The sequence below is a fragment of the Micromonospora humi genome (assembly GCF_900090105.1).
GTDB classification, from domain to species: Bacteria; Actinomycetota; Actinomycetes; order Mycobacteriales; family Micromonosporaceae; genus Micromonospora; species Micromonospora humi.
The window spans coordinates 99111-116560 of record NZ_FMDM01000017.1 but is presented as its reverse complement, the minus strand read 5'-3'; the positions used below and the strand labels follow the sequence as shown (position 1 = coordinate 116560).

Here is a 17450-nt window from a genome sequence, read left to right as displayed (position 1 = left end):
CCACCATGAAGATCCTGCACACCTCCGACTGGCACGTCGGCAAGGTCCTCAAGGGGCAGTCCCGGGCCGAGGAGCACACGCAGGTCCTCGCCCAGGTGATCGACATCGCCCGCGCGGAGCGGCCCGACCTGGTGCTCGTCGCCGGTGACCTCTACGACACCGCCGCGCCCACCCCGGAGGCGACCCGGCTGGTCACCCGGGCACTGACCGCGCTGCGCCGCACCGGCGCCGACGTGGTGGCGATCGGCGGCAACCACGACAACGGCGCGGCGCTGGACGCACTGCGCCCGTGGGCCGACGCGGCCGGCATCACGCTGCGCGGCAGCGTGCGGGAGAGCCCGGCGGAGCACGTGATCGACGGGGTGACCCGCGACGGCGAGCGCTGGCAGGTGGCCGCGCTGCCGTTCCTGTCCCAGCGCTACGCCGTCCGCGCGGTGGAGATGTACGCGCTGACCCCGGCCGAGGCCAACCAGACCTACGCCGACCACCTCGGCCGGGTGCTCGACAAGCTGGCCGAGGGGTTCACCGAGCCGGACCGGGTGCACCTGGTCACCGCCCACCTCACCGTGGTCGGGGCGAGCACCGGCGGCGGGGAGCGGGAGGCGCACACGGTGCTCGGCTACGCGGTGCCGGCCACCGTCTTCCCGGGCAACGCGCACTACGTGGCGCTGGGCCACCTGCACCGTTCCCAGCGGGTGATCGGCCCCTGCCCGATCCGCTACAGCGGCAGCCCGCTGGCGGTCGACTTCGGCGAGCAGGAGAACGTCGGCTCGGTGACGATCGTGGAGGTCACCGCGACCACCGCCGCACGGGTCCGGGAGGTGCCGGTGCCCGGCGCGGTCCCGTTGCGCACCGTGCGGGGCACGCTGGCCCAGCTCGCCGACGTCGAGCCGCCCGACGGGTGGCTGCGGGTCTTCGTCCGGGAGCAGCCCCGGGCCGGGCTGCGCGAGGAGGTCCAGGAGCTGCTCCCCCGGGCGCTGGAGATCCGGATCGACCCGGAGCTGATGCCGGCGCCGGGCAGCGGCACCCGCACCGCCCAGCGGGCCGGTCGGTCCCCGCGCGAGTTGTTCGCCGACTACCTGGGCAGCCGTGGGCACGCCGACGACGGCGTCCGGGAGCTCTTCGACGAGCTGCTCGAGGAGGTGGAGCACTGATGCGGCCGATGCGGCTGGACATGGCCGGCTTCACCGTCTTCCGCGAGGAGACCACCGTCGACTTCACCGACGCCGACTTCTTCGCGCTGGTCGGGCCGACCGGTTCGGGCAAGTCGACGGTGCTGGACGCGATCTGCTTCGCGCTCTACGGCACGGTGCCGCGCTGGGGCGGCGCGCGGGGCCTGGCCAACGCGCTGGCGCCGTCGGCCACCGAGGCCCGGGTCCGGCTGGTCTTCGAGTCCGCCGGTGACCGCTACGTCGCCACCCGGGTGGTGCGCCGCGACGGCCGGGGCACGGTCAAGACGGCCAACGCCGGGCTCCAGCTCATGCCGCAGGGGTTCGACGTCACCAAGCTCGACACCGGGCTCAGCCCGGACGACCTGGGCGACGTGGTGGCCGGCACGCCGGCCGAGATGGAACAGGCGGTGCTCGACGCGGTCGGGCTGCCCTACGAGCAGTTCACCTCCTGCGTGGTGCTGCCACAGGGGCAGTTCGCCGACTTCCTGCACGCCAAGCCGGCGACCCGACAGCAGATCCTGGTCAACCTGCTCGGGCTGGGCGTCTACGAGGGAGTGCAGAAGAAGGCGGTCGAGCGCGCCGGGCAGGCCGAGGCGAAGCTGGAGACGGTCGACAAGGTGCTCGGCGGCCTCGCCGACGTCGACGACGCGACCCTGATCGACGCCCAGCGCCGGGTCGACGCGGTGCGGGAGCTGGCCGGCGCGGTCGCGTCGGCCGTACCGGAGCTGGAGCTGGCCCGGGCCACGGCGGGTGAGCGGGCGGCGGCGCTGGCCGCCCTCGACGCCGAGCTGGGGGTGCTGGCCGGGGTCCGGTCGCCGGACGGCACGGCGGAGCTGGCCCGCGCGGTGACCGCCGCCCGGGTGGCCGCCGACGAGGCGACCGCGGCGGTGGGGCTGGCCGAGGAGCGGGAGGAGAAGCTCCGCGGTGAGCTGGCCGCCGCCGGCGACGAGAGCGCGCTGCGGGTGCAGCTGCGGGCGTACGCCGACCGGGAGCGGCTGACCGGCGAGGCGGCCACGGTCCGCGCGGCGGTCGACGCGGCGGGCGCGGAACACGACGCGGCGGTCGCGGCGCTGGCGGCCGCGCGGGCCGCCGCCGAGCGGGCCGAGGTCGAGCTGGAGGCGGCGTTCCGGGCGCACGAGGAGGCCAAGGCGGCCGACCAGGCGGTGGCGCTGCGGGCGCACCTGGTCGGCGGCGCGCCCTGCCCGGTCTGCGAGCAGGTGGTCGCCGCCGTGCCGGCGATGCCGAAGGGCTCGGCGGTGAGCCGGGCGATCGCGGCCGGCAAGGCGGCGCGCGCGGCCAGCGAAACCGCCAAGCGGGTGGTGAGCGAGCACGACGCCGCCGCCCGTGACCTGGACCGGGTGCTGCTGCGGGTGCGGGCCGAGCACGACGGGCTGGCCGCGCGGCTGGCCGAGCTGGACGCGCAGCTCGCCGACGCCCCGGCCGCGGACGCGCTGCGCCTGTCGCTGGCCGAGCACGCCCGGCTCCGGGCCGCGCTGGACGAGGCGGCCGGCGCGGTCCGGGCCGGCCGGGAGGCCGCCCGGCGGGCCCGCGGCACGCTCGACGGCGCGCAGGACCGGCTGCGCCGCGCCTGGCGCGAGTTCGACGCGGTTCGCGACGGGTTGGCCCGCTTCGGTCCGCCGGCCGCCGACCGCGACGACGTGGCCGGGGCCTGGGCGGCGCTGGCCGGCTGGGCGGGCGAGCAGGCCGACCGGCGACGGGCCGACCGGGGCGGGCTGGCCGACTCGGTCGACGCGGCCCAGCGGGCGGCGGCCGGGGTGGCCGACCGGATCGCCGCGTCGTTCGCCGCCGTCGGGCTGGACGCGCCGGCCGACCCGCTGCGCGACGTCGCGGTGGCGGTCGAGCGGGCCGAGGCGGAGCTGCGCCGGCTCACCGAGCGCCGGGAGCAGGCGGCCGGGCTGCGCGAGCAGCGGGTCGGCCACGAGCGCGAGGCCCGGGTGGCCCGCGCGCTCGCCGGGCACCTGCGCGCCAACAACTTCGAGCGCTGGCTGCTGACCGAGGCGCTGGACCTGCTGGTCGACGGCGCGTCGCGGATCCTGCGGGAGCTGTCCGGCGGCCAGTACGACCTGGTCCACGACAAGGGTGAGTTCTTCGTCGTCGACCACCACGACGCGGGGCTGCGGCGCGGGGTGCGGACACTGTCCGGCGGGGAGACGTTCCAGGCGTCGCTGGCCCTGGCGCTGGCGCTGTCGGAACAGCTGGCCGGCATGTCGACGAGCGCGGCGAGCCTGGAGTCGATCGTGCTGGACGAGGGCTTCGGCACGCTTGACGCGGCGACGCTGGACACGGTCGCGGCGACGCTGGAGAACCTGGCCGCCCGGGGCGACCGGATGGTCGGCGTGGTCACCCACGTGCCGGCGCTGGCCGAGCGGATCCCGGTCCGCTTCGAGGTCCGCAAGGACGCCCGCACGGCCCGCATCGAGCGGACCGGCCTGTGAGGGCGTGCGACGGCGCGCGGCCGGGCGCCGCGTGACCGGGCCGACCCGGGCCGGCGCCCGGTTCTTCGTCGACTCGTGGGATCCGGCGTACGGGGCGTCGTTCGAGGCCGCGGGCGGGGCCGGGCCGGCGGCGCCGAGCAGCGCCCAGGTGGAGGCCGACGTCGAGCTGCCGGTCACCGACTGGCGGGCGATCGACGTCCGCCCGGGGGTGCGGGCGCCGGACGTGGTGCTGCTCGTCGACGGGGTACGCCGGATCGACGCCAGTGTCTGGACGGCCGAGGAGGACGGCGGCTCGTTCCCCGGCATCGCCGCCTCGTACGCGGCCGGGGTGGTCCGCTGTGACCTGGACCGGGGCGCCGCCGAGCTGGCCGGGGCCCGGGTGGGCCGGGGTCTGTTCACCGCCAGCCCGTCGGCGCAGGACGTGGTGGCCGGCGCGATCCGCTACCCGGTGCACCGGGTCGGCGGCACCGGCGAGCTGAGCAAGCTGCCGGCCGCGGTGCAGGGCCCGCTCACCGCGCTGGAGGTGGACGTCTCCGACGCGGTGCGCGCCGACGGCGACCTGCTGGTGGTGGACGGTCCGCTGCGCAGCCGGCGGAACCTGCCGCGCACGCTCGGCTACATCAAGACCCAGCACAGCCAGTATCTGGACGCCCGGCTCACCGCGGTGGTGACCGGGCTGGCGCCGGGTCAGCGCTGCCCGGTGTTCCGGCTGGGCACGGCGTGGGGCGGCTGGTCGTGGTATCTGCGCCTGCCGGTGGCCGCCGGCGCGCCGTGGGCGGGCATCGTGCGGGTGGAGTGCTCGGCCGAGCTGACCGTGCCGGAGGCGATCGCGCTGGCCGACCTGTCGCTGGTCACGCTGCCCCGGTTCGCGTCCACGCCGTACAAGGATCCGCGGGCCCCGCAGAACCTGGTGCCGATCGCCGGGCTGGAACGCCGGCTGCGCGGGATGCTCGGCGACGCGCGGCTGCTGCAGCGGGTGCTCGCCTCGGCGGCGCGCGGGATCCGGCGCTGATGGGCCGGCGGCGCGACGCCGACCGGTTGGTGGCGGACGTGGACACCGGCCGGGCCGAGCTGGTGCCGGACCGGGACCGGCCCGGCTCGTGGACGCTGCTGCTGGACGGCGCGCCGCAGTCGCACGTGGACCTGGCCGACCCGACGCACCTGGAGTTCGAGTACGTCCGGCGGCTGGCCGCCGCGATCGACCTGGTGGCGCCCGCCGGCACGCCGCTGCGGGTGCTGCACCTGGGCGGCGGGGCGCTCACCCTGCCCCGCTACGTCCAGGCCACCCGGCCCGGCTCGACGCAGCGGGTGTCCGAGGTGGACGGCGCGCTGGTGGAGCTGGTCCGGCGGGAACTGCCCTGGCCGTCCGATCCCCGGCTGCGGGTGCGGGTGGCCGACGCCCGGGCCACGCTGTCGTCCAGCCGCGACGGCGGGTACGACGTGATCGTGGCGGACGTCTTCGCCGGCGCCCGCACCCCGGCCCACCTGACCTCGGTCGAGTTCGCCGCCGAGGTGGCCCGGGTGCTGACGCCCGACGGCTGTTACCTGGCGAACGTGGCCGACGGGCCGCCGCTGCGGCACGCCCGCGGGCAGGTCGCCACCGTGCGTACCGTGCTGCCCCGGGCCTGCCTGGTGGGTGACGCGGCGGTGCTGCGCGGCCGGCGGTACGGCAACCTGGTGCTGGTGGCGTCCCGGGTGGAGCCGCCGGTGCCGGAGCTGGCCCGGCGCGCGGCCGGCGACTGGTTCCCCGGCCGGGTGGTGGCCGGCGCCGAGCTGGACCGGTTCGCCGGCGGGGTCCCGGTGGTGCACGACGCGGACGCCGTCGACTCCACCCCACCTCCGCCAGGAATTTTTTCCGTCAAACGTTGATCCGATCGCACGGTCGGTGCGTATCCCCGGGCGGCCATGCCCGTGGGGGGCCGGCTGATGTCATTGGACAGCGGAGGTCTGCATGCATGCGGTGGCGGCCGGCTGGCACGGCGAGGTGGCGAGGCCCGAGTGGATGTTCGCCCGGGCACAGCCGCACTCGCGCGCGTCGCGCTCGACCCGGGGGGTCGACGCGCGTCCCGCCGATCGCCAGAATGACCCGGTGCCGCCCCCGCGACCCGCACCCGGACGCCACCAGGCGACCTCCGCCGAGGCCAGTCACTCGGACCAGCTGATCCGCCTGCTCTACGCCGAACACGCCGGCCCGCTGCTGATGTTCGTGATGCGGCTGACCGGTGGGGACCGGCAGCGCGCCGAGGACATCGTGCAGGAGACGCTGCTGCGGGCCTGGCGCAACGCGCACCGCCTCGGCGGGCCGGGCCAGGGCTCGCTGCGACCGTGGCTGGTCACGGTGGCCCGGCGGATCGCCATCGACGAGCACCGCAGCGAGCAGGCCCGCCCGGCGGAGACGTACGACCGGGACCTGACCGCGTTCGCCGAGTCGGACAGCACCGACCGGGTGCTGCGCACCATGACCGTGGCGGACGCGCTGCGTACGCTGAGCCAGTCGCACCGGGAGATCCTGGTGGCGACGTACTTCCGGGGTCGGACCGTGCCCGAGGCGGCGGAGGAGCTGGGTCTTCCGCTCGGCACCGCCAAGTCTCGGGTCTACTACGCGCTGCGCGCGCTGCGCACCGCTCTGCAGGAGAGGGGGGTGACGGAATGAGCCGGGCCGACCACATGGACGTCGCCGCGTATGCGCTCGGCGTGCTGGACGCACAGGACGCCGAGCGGTTCGAGGAGCACCTGGCCACCTGCTGGGCGTGTGCCGCGGAGCTGGAGACGATGGTGCCGGTGGTGGGGATGCTCGCCGGCATCGACGGCGAGGCGATGGCCGCGCTGGAGCAGACCCACACGGATCCGGCGCTGCTGGACCGGACGCTGGTGGCGGTGCGGCGGGACCGGCGGCGTACCCGGGTGCGGCAGTTGCTGGCCACCGCGGCGGCCGTGGTGGTGTTCGGCGGCCTGAGCGGTGTGGCGGCCGGGTTCCTGGGCGACGACGCGCCGCCGACGCCGCAGGCCGCGCCGACGCCGAGCGTGCCCACCGCGGCGCCGAGCAGCGGGCCGGCCGATCCCAACCAGCCGGGCCTGGGCGGTGACAAGGAGATCGAGGGCGACCAGCACAACGCCACCGACGCGGGCACCGGGGTGAAGACCACAATGTGGCTGGCGAAGAAGGAGTACGGCACGCAGATCAGCGTGCAGCTCAGCCGGCTGCCGGGGCCGCGCACCTGCCGGCTGCTGGTGGTGCGCAAGAACTCCACCACCGAGGTGGTCGGCACGTGGTCGGTGCCGGGCAGCGGCTACGGCACCAACCAGAACCAGCTGTCGTTGCTGCTGAGCGCGTCCACCTCGGCGCCGCTCGGCGACATCCAGAAGGTCCAGGTGCAGTCGGTGGACGTGAACGGGGTGGCCAGCCCGCTGGTGACCGTCGCCGACCTCTGATCCACCGCGCCGACGGCGCCGGGCGGCCTGGCCGCCCGGCGCCGTCGCGTCGTCTGCGGACTCTCCCCCTGTGGTGCCGCACGCGCGGCGGCCCGGAACGGTTCAACCGGTCCACTGTGAAATGGACCACCCTTCTCGATTCAACCTTGACAGCGTTGCCGCCCGTACTACCCGGCGAACTGCCAAGAACGAGGAGGGCACGTGGCACACCACATGCGGACGACCGTCATCGTCGCGAGCGCGATGGTCGCACTTACGGCCTGCGCCCCCGCGGGCTACAACGGGGCGAACTCGGGCGCGGCGGAGCCGGTCGCCGTCGCCGCGGCCGAGCCCACCGCGGCCGCCGAACCGGAGGCGTCGGCCGCTCCGGAGGAACCGGCCGCCGACAAGGCGCCCCCGTCGGACGTGAAACTCACCGACGAACTGGTCGGCAAGAAGCTGCCCCGGATGGGCAAGGTCGTCACCGACCAGGACGGCTGGGTGCTGTACCGGTTCGACAAGGACTCGTCGAACCCGGCGCAGTCCAACTGCGTGGACAAGTGCGCCGAGGTCTGGCCGCCGGCGCTGACCGACGGCAACCCGCAGTTGCAGGGCGTCTCCGACGACAAGGTGGGCACCGTCACCCGCCAGGACGGCACCCGCCAGATCACCATCGGCGACTGGCCGGTCTACCGCTACATCGGCGACAAGAAGCCGGGCCAGTGGAAGGGCCAGGGCGTCGGCGGGACCTGGTTCGTCGTCGACCCGAACGGCAAGAAGAACCTGACCTGCCTGCCGACGGGCACCCCGAAGGCGGTCGCCCCGCCGGCGTCGGGTGACTCGGGCAGCTCGGGTGGCGGCTCGGACTACTCGTACTGACCGCACCGGAACACGGTGACCGGCCGCCGCCGGGGAGGGCGCGGCCGGTCACCGTCGTGGACCCGGGAGGCGGGGCGTACCGGCATCGCCCCGCCTCCCGGCACGGACACCGTCGCACGCGCGCAGCGTGCGGCGGTGTCCGCCGTCACGGCGGCCCCGCGTGGCAGAGTGGCGGGGTGACCTCGCCCGCCGCCCGCCGGACGCTGCGCCCCCCGGCCGGCTACCGACTCGCCGCCTCGGTGCGGGCGTTGACCTTCAGCCCGTACGACCCGTGCGCGCGGATCGCCGCCGGCAGCTTCTGGTGGGCCACCCGCACCCCGGACGGCCCGGCCACGCTGGCGCTGCGCCCGGAGGCCGGCGAGCTGGTCGCCGAGGGGTACGGGCCGGGCGCGGCGTGGGTGGTCGACCGGGCCGACGGCGTCGCCGGGCTGCGCGACGACCTGACCGGGTTCCCCGCGCTGGCCGCCACGCACCCCCTCGTCGCCCGGCTGGCCCACCAGCACCACGGGCTGCGGATGCCCGCCACCGGCCAGGTCTTCCCCCGGCTGCTGCGGGCCGTCTTCGAGCAGAAGGTGACCGGCAAGGAGGCCTACCGGGCGTACGCGGCGACCGTGCGGCACTTCCGCGAGCCGGCGCCGGGTCCGCTGCAACCGCTGCTGCTGCCGCCGGAGCCGGCCGCGGTGGCGGCCACGCCGTACTGGGTGTTCCACCCGTTCGGGGTGGAGCAGCGCCGGGCGGACACGCTGCGCCGCGCGGCCGCCGTCGCGGACCGGCTGGAACGCTGCGCGGACGCGGCCGAGGCCACCCGCCGGCTCACCGCCATCGCCGGGATCGGGCCGTGGACCGCCGCCGAGGTGGTCCGGATCGCGTACGGGGACCCGGACGCGGTGAGCGTCGGCGACTACCACGTGCCGAACACGGTGGCCTGGGCGCTGGCCGGGGAGCCGCGCGGCGACGACGCCCGGATGCTGGCGCTGCTGGCGCCGTTCACCGGCCACCGGGGGCGGGTGTGCGTGCTGCTGGAGGCGGCCGGCGTGCAGGCGCCGAAGTACGGGCCGCGCGCCCCGATCCGCTCCTTCGCCCGCTACTGACCGGTCACGAGCCGGCGCAGCGTGCGCCCCAGCCACCAGGCGTAGGCCAGTTGGAAGCCCCGGGTGACCGGCCCGGCGGCCCGCACGTACCAGTGCGCCGGCCGGCTGAACGCGGTCACCTCGAAGAAGGTCCCGTCGGGGCCGCGGGTGACCAGGAACGCCTCCTCGCCGATCTCCGGGTGCCCGGGCAGCGTGCCGTAGCCGAAGCCGGCCCGGTCCGGTTCGTCGACCGCCCAGACCACCTCGGTCGGCCCCCAGACCCGCGCCGGCCCGACGCCGAGGCCCGGCGTGACCCGCACCCCGGGGGCGGCGCGCGGCGCGTCGGCGCGCATCACCACGCCGGCGGCGCGGTGCAGCCGCCAGCCGAGCACCGCGTCCGCCGCGGCGGGGAAGCCGCCGTCCGGCAGCCGGACCCGGTGGCGCAGGTGGTGGTAGCCGGCCGGCAGGTCGCCGTCGCGGGTCGCGCCCACCTCCGGGTACGTCAGCTCGGCCACGTCGGCCACCTCCTCGCGTGGGGACACCCGCCAGGGTACGACCGTCCGGGGCGGGTGTGGTGAGCTGAGCCGGTGACCGACGACGTGACCATCGCCCCCGCCGTCGTCGCGGACGCCGGTGAGATCCTCACCGTGCAACGCGCCGCGTACCTGGTGGAGGCGCAGCGCTACCGGGACCCGTTCCTGCCCCCGCTGACCGAGACGCTGGACGAGGTCCGGGCGGCGCTTGCCGGTCCGGGCGTGGTGCTCGCCGCCCGGCGTGGGACCCGCCTGGTCGGGTCGGTGCGGGCCCGCCTGGACGGCGACACCGCCCATGTGGGCCGGCTCTCGGTCGCACCGGACCAGCAGGGAGCCGGCGTCGGCGGGCGACTGCTGACCGCGGTGGAGCAGGCGTGCGCCGGCCGGGTGGCGCGGTTCGCGTTGTTCACCGGCGCGCAGAGCGCCGACAACCTGGGGCTGTACGCCCGGCGCGGCTATCGGGTGGTGGCGCACCGGGCGGACGAGAACGGCAACCGGCTGGCGGTGCTGGAGAAGGTCAGCCCGGCTCGCAGCGGCGCCTGAGCCCGTCCGCCTCCTGGCGCAGGTAGCGGCGCATGGTGGCGCCGCCGAACAGCCCCACCAGCCCGGCCAGCGGGCCGGTCTGGGTCAGCACCAGCTCGGCGCGGGTCCGTCCGTCGCCCAGCGGGACCAGCCGGTGCTCGCCGCGGCTGCGCACGCCGGGGGCGGTGGACTCCCAGACGAAGGCGTGCGGCGGGTCGATCTCGGTGACCCGCCACACCGCGGGGCGCAGCCGGGGCTGGGTCAGCCGGGCGGTCGAGCCGAGGACCAGCGGACCGGGCTCCAGCCGGCGGGCGGCGCTGACCGAGGGCGTCCATTCGGGCCAGCGCTCCACGTCGCTCTGCACGGCCCAGACCCGCTCGACGTCGGCGGCGATCTCCACGGTCTCGACGAAGCGCATGTGGTTCCTCCTCGGAGCCGGTCCGCCGAGAATACGCCGGGCGTCGATGCGCGGTTGTCCGTGCGGTTGGGGACGGTTCCGCAGCCAACGGTTGAGGTCTCTCCGAGGCCTGCAAACTTGATGGCACGGATGAGTCACGGGTGTGAGTCATCCACGCCATCAAGTTTGCAGGCGCTCAGGGGGCGGTCGACCTGCTCGGCCGGCGACCGGCGACCCGCTTCAGGCGGCCTCGTGGAGATCGGCCAGGCCGACCGGGGCGTACCGGCGGAGCAGGCGCTCCAGCTCGGCCACCGAGCCCGCCTCGCCGACCACGTTCGCGCCGCCGCCGTGCTCCGGCGGGTAGCGGTGCGCGAGCCGGTAGCGGTACCGCCCGCGGACCAGCTCCACGCTGACCCGCCAGCGCCCGCAGCATCCGCAGCTCCACTCCGGCACCTCGCGACGGTAGCTCTGACCTGCGGCGTCACCATCCGGGCGCGGGTGACGAAGCGGCCCGGGCCGGGACACGCCGTCCGGCGCCGCCGGTGATCTGGCTCACGGGTGTCGGTGGGGTCTGGTTGACTGGTCGCCGTGGACCTGCCGATCAACCCGCCGGTCGAGCCGATGCTGGCCAAGAGCGTGGCCGAGCTGCCCACCGACCCCGGCCTGACCTACGAGCCGAAGTGGGACGGCTTCCGCTGCATCGTCTTCCGCGACGGCGACGAGGTCGAGCTGGCCAGCCGGGGCGGCAAGTCGATGACCCGCTACTTCCCCGAGGTGGTGGAGCAGGCACGCCGCCAGCTCCCGCCCCGGTGCGCGGTCGACGGCGAGCTGATCGTGATCCGACGGGACGGTCCGGGCGGTCAGCCGCGGCTCGACTTCGAGCTGCTGGCGCAGCGCATCCATCCGGCCGCGTCGCGGGTGAAGCTGCTGGCCGAGACCACGCCCGCCGACTTCGTCGCGTTCGACCTGCTCGCCCTCGACGACGAGCTGCTCACCGACCGGCCCTACCCGCAGCGCCGGGAGCGGCTGGAGCGGGCGCTGGCCGGGGTCCGGCCGCCGGTGCACGTGACCCAGGTGACCACCGACCCGCAGACGGCCCGGCGCTGGTTCGAGGTGTTCGAGGGCGCCGGGCTGGACGGGCTCATCGTCAAGCCGGCCGACCTGCCCTACCAGCCGGGCAAGCGGCTGATGTCCAAGGTCAAGCACGCCCGCACGGCCGACGCGGTGGTGGCCGGCTTCCGCTGGCACAAGTCCGGCCCGGTGGTCGGCTCGCTGCTGCTCGGTCTCTACGGCGACGACGGGTTGCTGCACCACATCGGGGTCAGCTCCTCGTTCACCATGGCCCGCCGCAAGGAGCTGCTCGACGAGTTGGAGCCCTACCGCGACGTCGGCGGCGACCACCCGTGGGTGCACGGCGACCACGAGCGGGGTCAACGCATCCCGGGCGGGGTGAGCCGGTGGACCGGCGGCAAGAACCTGGAGTGGGAGCCGCTGCGCCCCGAGCTGGTGGTCGAGGTGGCCTACGACGCGATGGAGGGTGACCGGTTGCGGCACACCGCGCGGTTCCTGCGCTGGCGCCCCGACCGCGACCCCCGCTCGTGCGACTACGGGCAGCTCGACCGCCCGGTCCGCTTCGACGTCGACGAGGTGCTGCGCGGGGATCCGGCGGCGACGGTGAGCGACAGCGGCGGCCGGGCGTAGCCTGGCGGTCGACCCGATCATGGAAGGCGCCCACGTGACAGGCTTCTCCGACCGGCCCCGCCGGGTCCGGCCCACGCCGGCCGCGTTCGTCGCGGCGGTGGTGCTCACCGCCGGCTGCACGCTGCCGGCGTTCGCCCCGCGTGCCGAGAGCGAGGGCGAGGCGGCGCCGCCGGGCAGCGCGCCCACCTGGCGGGCCTGCCCGGAGGTGCCCGACGAGCTGGTCGGCCGCGGCGCCGCCGACATGCGCTACGAGTGCGCCCGGATCGCGGTGCCGCGCAACTGGGGCGCCGGGGCGGCCACCGGCGCGACCACCGGGCCGGGCACCGGCGAGACGTTCGAGATCGCGCTGATCCGGGCGCGCTCCACCAAGCAACGGGACCGGATCGGGTCGCTCGTGGTCAACCCGGGCGGTCCCGGCGCCTCCGGGGTGGACACCGCGGTCTACCTCTCCTTCGGCCCGGCGTTCGGCGGCCTGCCCACGGCGATCACCGACCGGTTCGACATCGTCGGCTTCGATCCGCGCGGGGTGGCCCGGTCCAGCCCGGTCAAGTGCATCCCCGACGCCGACCTGGACGCCAGCTTCGGCTACGACCCCGACCCGGAGAGCCAGGCGTCCTTCGACGGCTTCGTCGACCTCAACCGGCGCATCGGCGCGCGGTGCGGCGGGAAGTACGGCGACCAGCTCCCGCTCTACGGCACCGAGCAGGCCGCCCGGGACATGGACGCGGTGCGCGCGGCGGTCGGCGACGAGAAGCTGACCTACCTCGGCTACTCCTACGGCACGTTGCTCGGCGCCACCTACGCCCAGCTCTATCCGCAGCGGGTGCGGGCGCTGGTGCTCGACGGCGCGGTCGACCCGAGGCAGCAGCTGGTCGCCGGCTCGGAAAGTCAGGCCAAGGGCTTCGAGCGGGCGTTCGACAACTTCTCCCGGTGGTGCACGGCGAACGCCGGGCGCTGCCCGATCGCGCCGGACGCACGCGGCGCGGTCACCGCCGCGATCGACAAGGCGAACGTCTCGCCGGTGCGCGGCGCGGACGGCCGGGAGGCCACCGCCGGCTGGGTCTTCTACGCGGTGATCTCCTCGCTCTACACCGAGCAGGGTTGGCAGGAGCTGGCCCGGGCGATCGACGAGTTGCAGGGTGGCGACCCGGCGGGCGTGTTCAAGCTCGCCGACGCCTACGCCGGCCGCGAGGACGACGGGCACTACTCGAACCTGTTCGACGCCAACATGGCGGTCAACTGCGCCGACGAGACCGAGAAGCCGACCCGCGAGCAGGTCCGATCGCTGCAGTCGCAGTGGCGGCAGAAATATCCGCTGTTCGGTCCGGCGCTGGCGGTGGGCATGCTCGGCTGCGTGGAGTGGCCGGGCGAACGTGACCCCTACCCGACCGGCCGGGCGGCCGGCGCGCCGCCGATCCTGGTGGTCGGCACCACCGGTGACCCGGCCACGCCCTACGAGCAGACCGCCGCGCTCGCCTCGATGCTCGGTGTCGGCCGGGTGCTCACCTGGGAGGGCGAGGGGCACACCGCCTACCCGCAGACCGCGTGCGTGACCAGGGCCGTCGACGCGTATCTGATCTCGCTCACCGTCCCCCGGGAGGGGCTGCGCTGCCCCGCCCGGTGACGGTACGGCGGTCGATCAGCCGGCGGCCGGCGGCGTCCAGCCCTCGGCCAGGTGCCCGATGCGGACCCGTTGCGGGTGGTCGCCGACCGCGACGCTCGCCACCTTCTGGCCGGTGGCGAAGTTGATCGCGGTGACCTGGTCGGCGCCGGATTCGGAGATGACGCAGTCCCGGCCGTCGCCGCTGACCGTGGCCCAGTACGGCTTGCTGGCCGGCACGAGCGGGCCCTCGCGCAGGGTGGCCCGGTCCACCACCGTCGCGTAGTCGTCCATCGTGCCGGCGACGCAGAGCCGCGAGCCGTCCGGGCTGACCGACAGGCCGTGGTGGCGTGAGTCGTTGACCCAGGTGGTGCGGTCCTCGCTGGTGGCCGGGTTCTTCGGCAGGGTGGCGACCCGGGTGACCCGGTCGGCGGCCACGTCGTATTCGACCAGGCCGTTGAAGAACGACACCTGGAAGTAGAGCCGGCTGCCGTCCGGGGTGAACACCGCCGGGCGGACCGCGTCGGAGAGGTCGCGGCGACCGGCGGCGTCCAGCCGGTCCCGCATGTCGATCACCTTGACCACGCCGAACGTGGTGGTGTCGGCGACGGTGATCTTCCGGTCCCCCTTGGTCCAGTCGAGCCAGGGCGCGTCCAGGTCGGTGTTGACCTCGCCGATGGACATGTTCCACAGTCGACGGCCGCCGTCGGTGAAGATGTTCTCGTGCGGCTTGTCGCCGGTGCCGAACGAGCCGAGCTGCGCCCCGGTGCGGATGTCCAGCACGTGCACGGTGTTGGAGGTGGAGGCGGAGACCGCCACCCGGGTGCCGTCCGGCGACACGGCCATGTGGTCGGCGCGGTAGCCGGAGACCGGGAAGCGCCACCGGACCGCGCCGGTGGCCAGGTCGATCGAGACCACGTCGGCGAAGCTGGGCCGGGACACCACCAGGGCGCTGCCGTCCGGCGTGGTGTACATGTCGTCGACGAACTGGTCGTGGCCCTCCCCCGGGCCCTGCCGGATGCCGAGGAAGTAGGCCAGCTTGATCGGGTTGAGGTAGATCTCGCGCAGCCGCGCGGTGCGGTCCGGGATCACGTTGATCCGGCCGAGCCTGGCGTAGTCGCCGCGGGAGCGGATGACGTCGGCGGTGCCGTCCCAGTTGTTGCCGACGAACATCACCTCCTGGAGGGCTGCGGCGGCGTGGGCGGGCGTGGGCGCCGCCACCAGTGGGGTCGGCACGGCGAGCGCGAGGGCGGCCAGCGCGGCCAGTCCGGCGCGGCGGCGGGATCGGGACGGGCGGGGTGGCACGGGGGTCATGGACGCCTCCTGACAGCCGAGTGGGACATCGACGTTCCTCGGTGGATCGATCGGTGTTACCTTGCGGTAACAACCAGGAGAGCAACCGGCCGGCAGCCCGGACTAGGGGCCGGACGCCAACGCCCGACCGGCCCGGTTGTGCCGCGACGACAACGGGAGGCGGCGGGCGCCGATGACGCGGACTCCGAACGCCCCCACGTTCGGCGCGCTGCTGCGCGACCTGGCCGCCGATCGGGTCGCCGTGGACGAGGTGGCGCGGGCCGCCCGGACCGCCTCGCCGGAGGTCGCCCGACTCCCCGCCGGTGAGGTCCGCCGCCAGGTCGTCCTGCTGCTCACCAGCGGTCTCGGCGCGCTGGAGCGCCACGAGGATCCCGCCGGGCGGGACTTCACCGAGGCCCGCCGGCTGGGCGCCGACCGGGCGGCGCAGGGCATCACCGTCGCCGGCCTGCTGCGCGGCGTGCAGGCCGGCCGGGACCGGGCGGTGGAACTGGTGGTCCGGCACGGCCGGGCCGCCGGCGTCGCGGACGAGGTGCTGCTGGAGGGGTTGCTCGTCATCGGCCGGTACGCCGCCGCGGTGGAACGGGCGGTGGTGGACGGGCACCGGGCGGCCGAGCGGGAGCTGGCCGACGGCGGCGCGGCGGCCCGGGCCCGCCTGCTGCGCCGGCTGCTGCTCGACGGGCCGGCCAACACGCCCCCGGCGGAGCTGGCCCGGTTCGGGTTACGGCCGGAGGGCCGCTACCACTGCCTGGTCGCCACCCGTCCCGATCCGGTGCGGTCGCACGCCCTCCACCGGCAGCTCACCCGGCACGGCGGCCTGCTCGCCCCCGTGGAGGACCGGCTGGCCGGTCTGCTCCCCCGATTGCCGGGGGCCGCGCCGGCCGACCTGCTGGCGCTGGTGGCGCCGGCGCAACCGTTGGAGCGGGCCCCGGCGATGTACACACTCTGCCTGGCGGCCCTGCGCACCGCCGCGCACCGGCGGCTGCGCGGGTTGCGTCGGGTGACCGACCTGGCCGGGGAGACCGCGCTGGCCGCCCAGCCGGCCCTGGCCGAGCTGCTGCGGGGCACCCTGCTCGGCGCGCTCGACCCGGCCGACGAGTTCCACCGGGAGCTGGCCGCCACGGCGCTCGCCTGGCTGGACCACGGTCAACGGCTGGACCAGACCGCCACCGCGCTGCACGTACACCCGAACACGGTGCGCTACCGGCTGCGCCGGCTCCGGGAGGTGACCGGCGGGCCGCCGGTCGAGGAGGGGGCGCGGTGCACCGTGCCGGAGGCGATCCACTGGTGGTGGGCGCTGCGCAGCTGGTTGGACGGCCGCACCGCCGCCGTGCCAGGCTCCCCGGGTGACTGACGTGATCTTCCGGGAGGCCGTCCGGGCCGACCTGCCCGCCGTGCTCGCCCTGCTCGCCGACGACGTGCTCGGCCGCACCCGCGATCTGCCCGAGGTCGACGAGGCGTACGAGCGGGCGTTCGCCGACCTCGACGCCGACCCGCGCAACCTGATGATCGTCGCCGACGACGGCGGCGAGCTGGTCGGCTGCTTCCAGATCACCTACATCCCCGGTCTGGGCCGGCACGGCGCGGAGCGGTCGCTGATCGAGTCGGTGCGGGTCCGCGCCGACCGGCGCGGACGCGGGCTGGGCCGGGCGATGATGCGCTGGGCGATCGACCAGGCGCGCGAGCGCGGCTGCGCGCTGGTGCAGCTCACCACCGACAAGCAGCGCGCCGACGCGCACCGGTTCTACCGCGACCTGGGCTTCGTGGCCAGCCACGAGGGGATGAAGCTGGCCCTGTAGAGGGGCACCGGTCCCTCCGGCGGGGGAGGGCGCGCGCCCGGCCCACGACCAGGCTGACGGTATGCCCACCGACACGCTGTCCCCGCCGGTCGTCCCCACGCACGACCGCCGCCCGCCGCAACCGTGGGCGGTCCGCGCCGCGCACCTGATCCCGCTCGTCGTGCTCCCGTCCGGGCTGTGGCGGATCGCCCTGGTCGCCGGCCTGCCGATCGGCGCGGTGGTGGCCAGCGACCGGATCCGGCCCGGGTTCGGCGAGAGCGTCTACATCGTCGCGCTCAGCCTGGTCTCGGAGGGGTTGGCGCTGCTCTGCCTGGGCCTGGTCCGCCCGTGGGGCGAGGTGTTCGCCCGCCGGCTCCCGCTGGTCGGCCTCCGGCGGGTGCCACCGGCGTTCGCGGTCACCGCCGCCACCGCCGGCGCCGTCGCGCTCACCCTGATCTGGGGGTACGCGTCGTGGGGCGTGCTCGTCGACGGCAACGACCTGGGGCTGCCGGCCGGCGGCTTCGCCCTGCTGGTGGCCTGCTATGCCCCGCTGCTGCTCTGGGGCCCGCTACTGCTCGCGGTCACCTGGGCCTACCACCGCCGCCGCTCGGGCACCTAGG

At 75.6% G+C, this 17450-nt stretch carries 18 protein-coding genes; 14 read left to right on the top strand and 4 right to left on the bottom strand.

From position 1 onward, the window contains the following. Positions 1-5: 5 nt before the first annotated feature. The 8 genes from GA0070213_RS26895 to GA0070213_RS26860 all read left to right on the top strand — a co-directional run bounded on the left by GA0070213_RS26895 (position 6) and on the right by GA0070213_RS26860 (position 9009). Complete coding sequence (locus GA0070213_RS26895; protein ID WP_091070670.1) at positions 6-1154, top strand: exonuclease SbcCD subunit D; 1149 nt, start codon at positions 6-8, stop codon at positions 1152-1154. Continuing rightward, positions 1154-3628: an AAA family ATPase gene (locus tag GA0070213_RS26890; RefSeq protein ID WP_091070667.1), complete on the top strand. Its 2475-nt coding sequence runs from the start codon at positions 1154-1156 to the stop codon at positions 3626-3628. Before GA0070213_RS26895 ends, GA0070213_RS26890 begins: the two co-directional genes overlap by 1 nt. Before the next feature lie 31 nt (positions 3629-3659). Continuing rightward, a complete protein-coding gene (locus GA0070213_RS26885; RefSeq protein WP_091070745.1) occupies positions 3660-4640 on the top strand; it encodes a hypothetical protein in 981 nt (326 codons plus the stop codon). Continuing rightward, positions 4640-5497: a spermidine synthase gene (locus GA0070213_RS26880; RefSeq protein WP_091070664.1), complete on the top strand. Its 858-nt coding sequence runs from the start codon at positions 4640-4642 to the stop codon at positions 5495-5497. The genes GA0070213_RS26885 and GA0070213_RS26880 overlap by 1 nt, the downstream gene beginning before the upstream one ends. Before the next feature lie 82 nt (positions 5498-5579). After that, on the top strand, positions 5580-6281 hold the full coding sequence (locus tag GA0070213_RS26875) for a sigma-70 family RNA polymerase sigma factor (RefSeq protein WP_091070661.1): 702 nt from the start codon (positions 5580-5582) through the stop codon (positions 6279-6281). Further along, positions 6278-7060 (top strand): anti-sigma factor family protein, encoded by a 783-nt coding sequence (locus GA0070213_RS26870; RefSeq protein ID WP_091070659.1) that lies wholly within the window; start codon positions 6278-6280, stop codon positions 7058-7060. The genes GA0070213_RS26875 and GA0070213_RS26870 overlap by 4 nt, the downstream gene beginning before the upstream one ends. A 201-nt stretch (positions 7061-7261) precedes the next feature. Next, positions 7262-7918, top strand: a complete 657-nt coding sequence (locus GA0070213_RS26865; RefSeq protein WP_091070656.1) for a COG4315 family predicted lipoprotein — start codon at positions 7262-7264, stop codon at positions 7916-7918. A gap of 176 nt (positions 7919-8094) precedes the next feature. Then, positions 8095-9009 carry a DNA-3-methyladenine glycosylase family protein gene (locus GA0070213_RS26860; RefSeq protein ID WP_091070654.1) on the top strand — a complete coding sequence of 305 codons (915 nt, stop codon included), beginning with the start codon at positions 8095-8097 and terminating at the stop codon, positions 9007-9009. Here the strand turns inward: GA0070213_RS26860 and GA0070213_RS26855 are convergent. Beyond that, positions 9003-9530 (bottom strand): DUF1990 domain-containing protein, encoded by a 528-nt coding sequence (locus GA0070213_RS26855; protein ID WP_245716563.1) that lies wholly within the window; start codon positions 9528-9530, stop codon positions 9003-9005. The two genes, GA0070213_RS26860 and GA0070213_RS26855, sit on opposite strands and share 7 nt — an antisense overlap. A 45-nt stretch (positions 9531-9575) precedes the next feature. Between GA0070213_RS26855 and GA0070213_RS26850 the strand changes: the two genes are divergently transcribed. Continuing rightward, positions 9576-10064: a GNAT family N-acetyltransferase gene (locus tag GA0070213_RS26850; protein ID WP_091070651.1), complete on the top strand. Its 489-nt coding sequence runs from the start codon at positions 9576-9578 to the stop codon at positions 10062-10064. On the opposite strand, the gene GA0070213_RS26845 is transcribed toward GA0070213_RS26850, so the two are convergent. Further along, a complete protein-coding gene (locus GA0070213_RS26845; RefSeq protein ID WP_091070648.1) occupies positions 10039-10461 on the bottom strand; it encodes an SRPBCC family protein in 423 nt (140 codons plus the stop codon). The genes GA0070213_RS26850 and GA0070213_RS26845 overlap by 26 nt on opposite strands. 219 nt (positions 10462-10680) lie before the next feature. Then, on the bottom strand, positions 10681-10893 hold the full coding sequence (locus tag GA0070213_RS26840) for a hypothetical protein (protein ID WP_091070645.1): 213 nt from the start codon (positions 10891-10893) through the stop codon (positions 10681-10683). Positions 10894-11028: 135 nt separating this feature from the next. On the opposite strand from GA0070213_RS26840, the gene GA0070213_RS26835 reads away from it, so the two are divergent. Further along, a complete protein-coding gene (locus GA0070213_RS26835) occupies positions 11029-12141 on the top strand; it encodes an ATP-dependent DNA ligase (RefSeq protein ID WP_091070643.1) in 1113 nt (370 codons plus the stop codon). A gap of 97 nt (positions 12142-12238) precedes the next feature. Continuing rightward, positions 12239-13765: an alpha/beta hydrolase gene (locus GA0070213_RS26830; RefSeq protein WP_425412869.1), complete on the top strand. Its 1527-nt coding sequence runs from the start codon at positions 12239-12241 to the stop codon at positions 13763-13765. Positions 13766-13780: 15 nt separating this feature from the next. Here the strand turns inward: GA0070213_RS26830 and GA0070213_RS26825 are convergent, their stop codons facing one another. Next, a complete protein-coding gene (locus GA0070213_RS26825) occupies positions 13781-15055 on the bottom strand; it encodes a YncE family protein (protein ID WP_091070640.1) in 1275 nt (424 codons plus the stop codon). Positions 15056-15227: 172 nt separating this feature from the next. On the opposite strand from GA0070213_RS26825, the gene GA0070213_RS26820 reads away from it, so the two are divergent. The 3 genes from GA0070213_RS26820 to GA0070213_RS31710 all read left to right on the top strand — a co-directional run bounded on the left by GA0070213_RS26820 (position 15228) and on the right by GA0070213_RS31710 (position 17449). Beyond that, on the top strand, positions 15228-16406 hold the full coding sequence (locus GA0070213_RS26820; RefSeq protein WP_091070637.1) for a PucR family transcriptional regulator: 1179 nt from the start codon (positions 15228-15230) through the stop codon (positions 16404-16406). Beyond that, complete coding sequence (locus GA0070213_RS26815; RefSeq protein ID WP_091070634.1) at positions 16399-16851, top strand: GNAT family N-acetyltransferase; 453 nt, start codon at positions 16399-16401, stop codon at positions 16849-16851. Before GA0070213_RS26820 ends, GA0070213_RS26815 begins: the two co-directional genes overlap by 8 nt. Positions 16852-16912: 61 nt before the next feature. Then, the gene (locus tag GA0070213_RS31710) at positions 16913-17449 is read left to right on the top strand and encodes a hypothetical protein (protein ID WP_175441515.1); all 537 of its coding nucleotides are present in this window, start codon (positions 16913-16915) and stop codon (positions 17447-17449) included. The last annotated feature ends 1 nt before the right edge of the window (position 17450 follow it).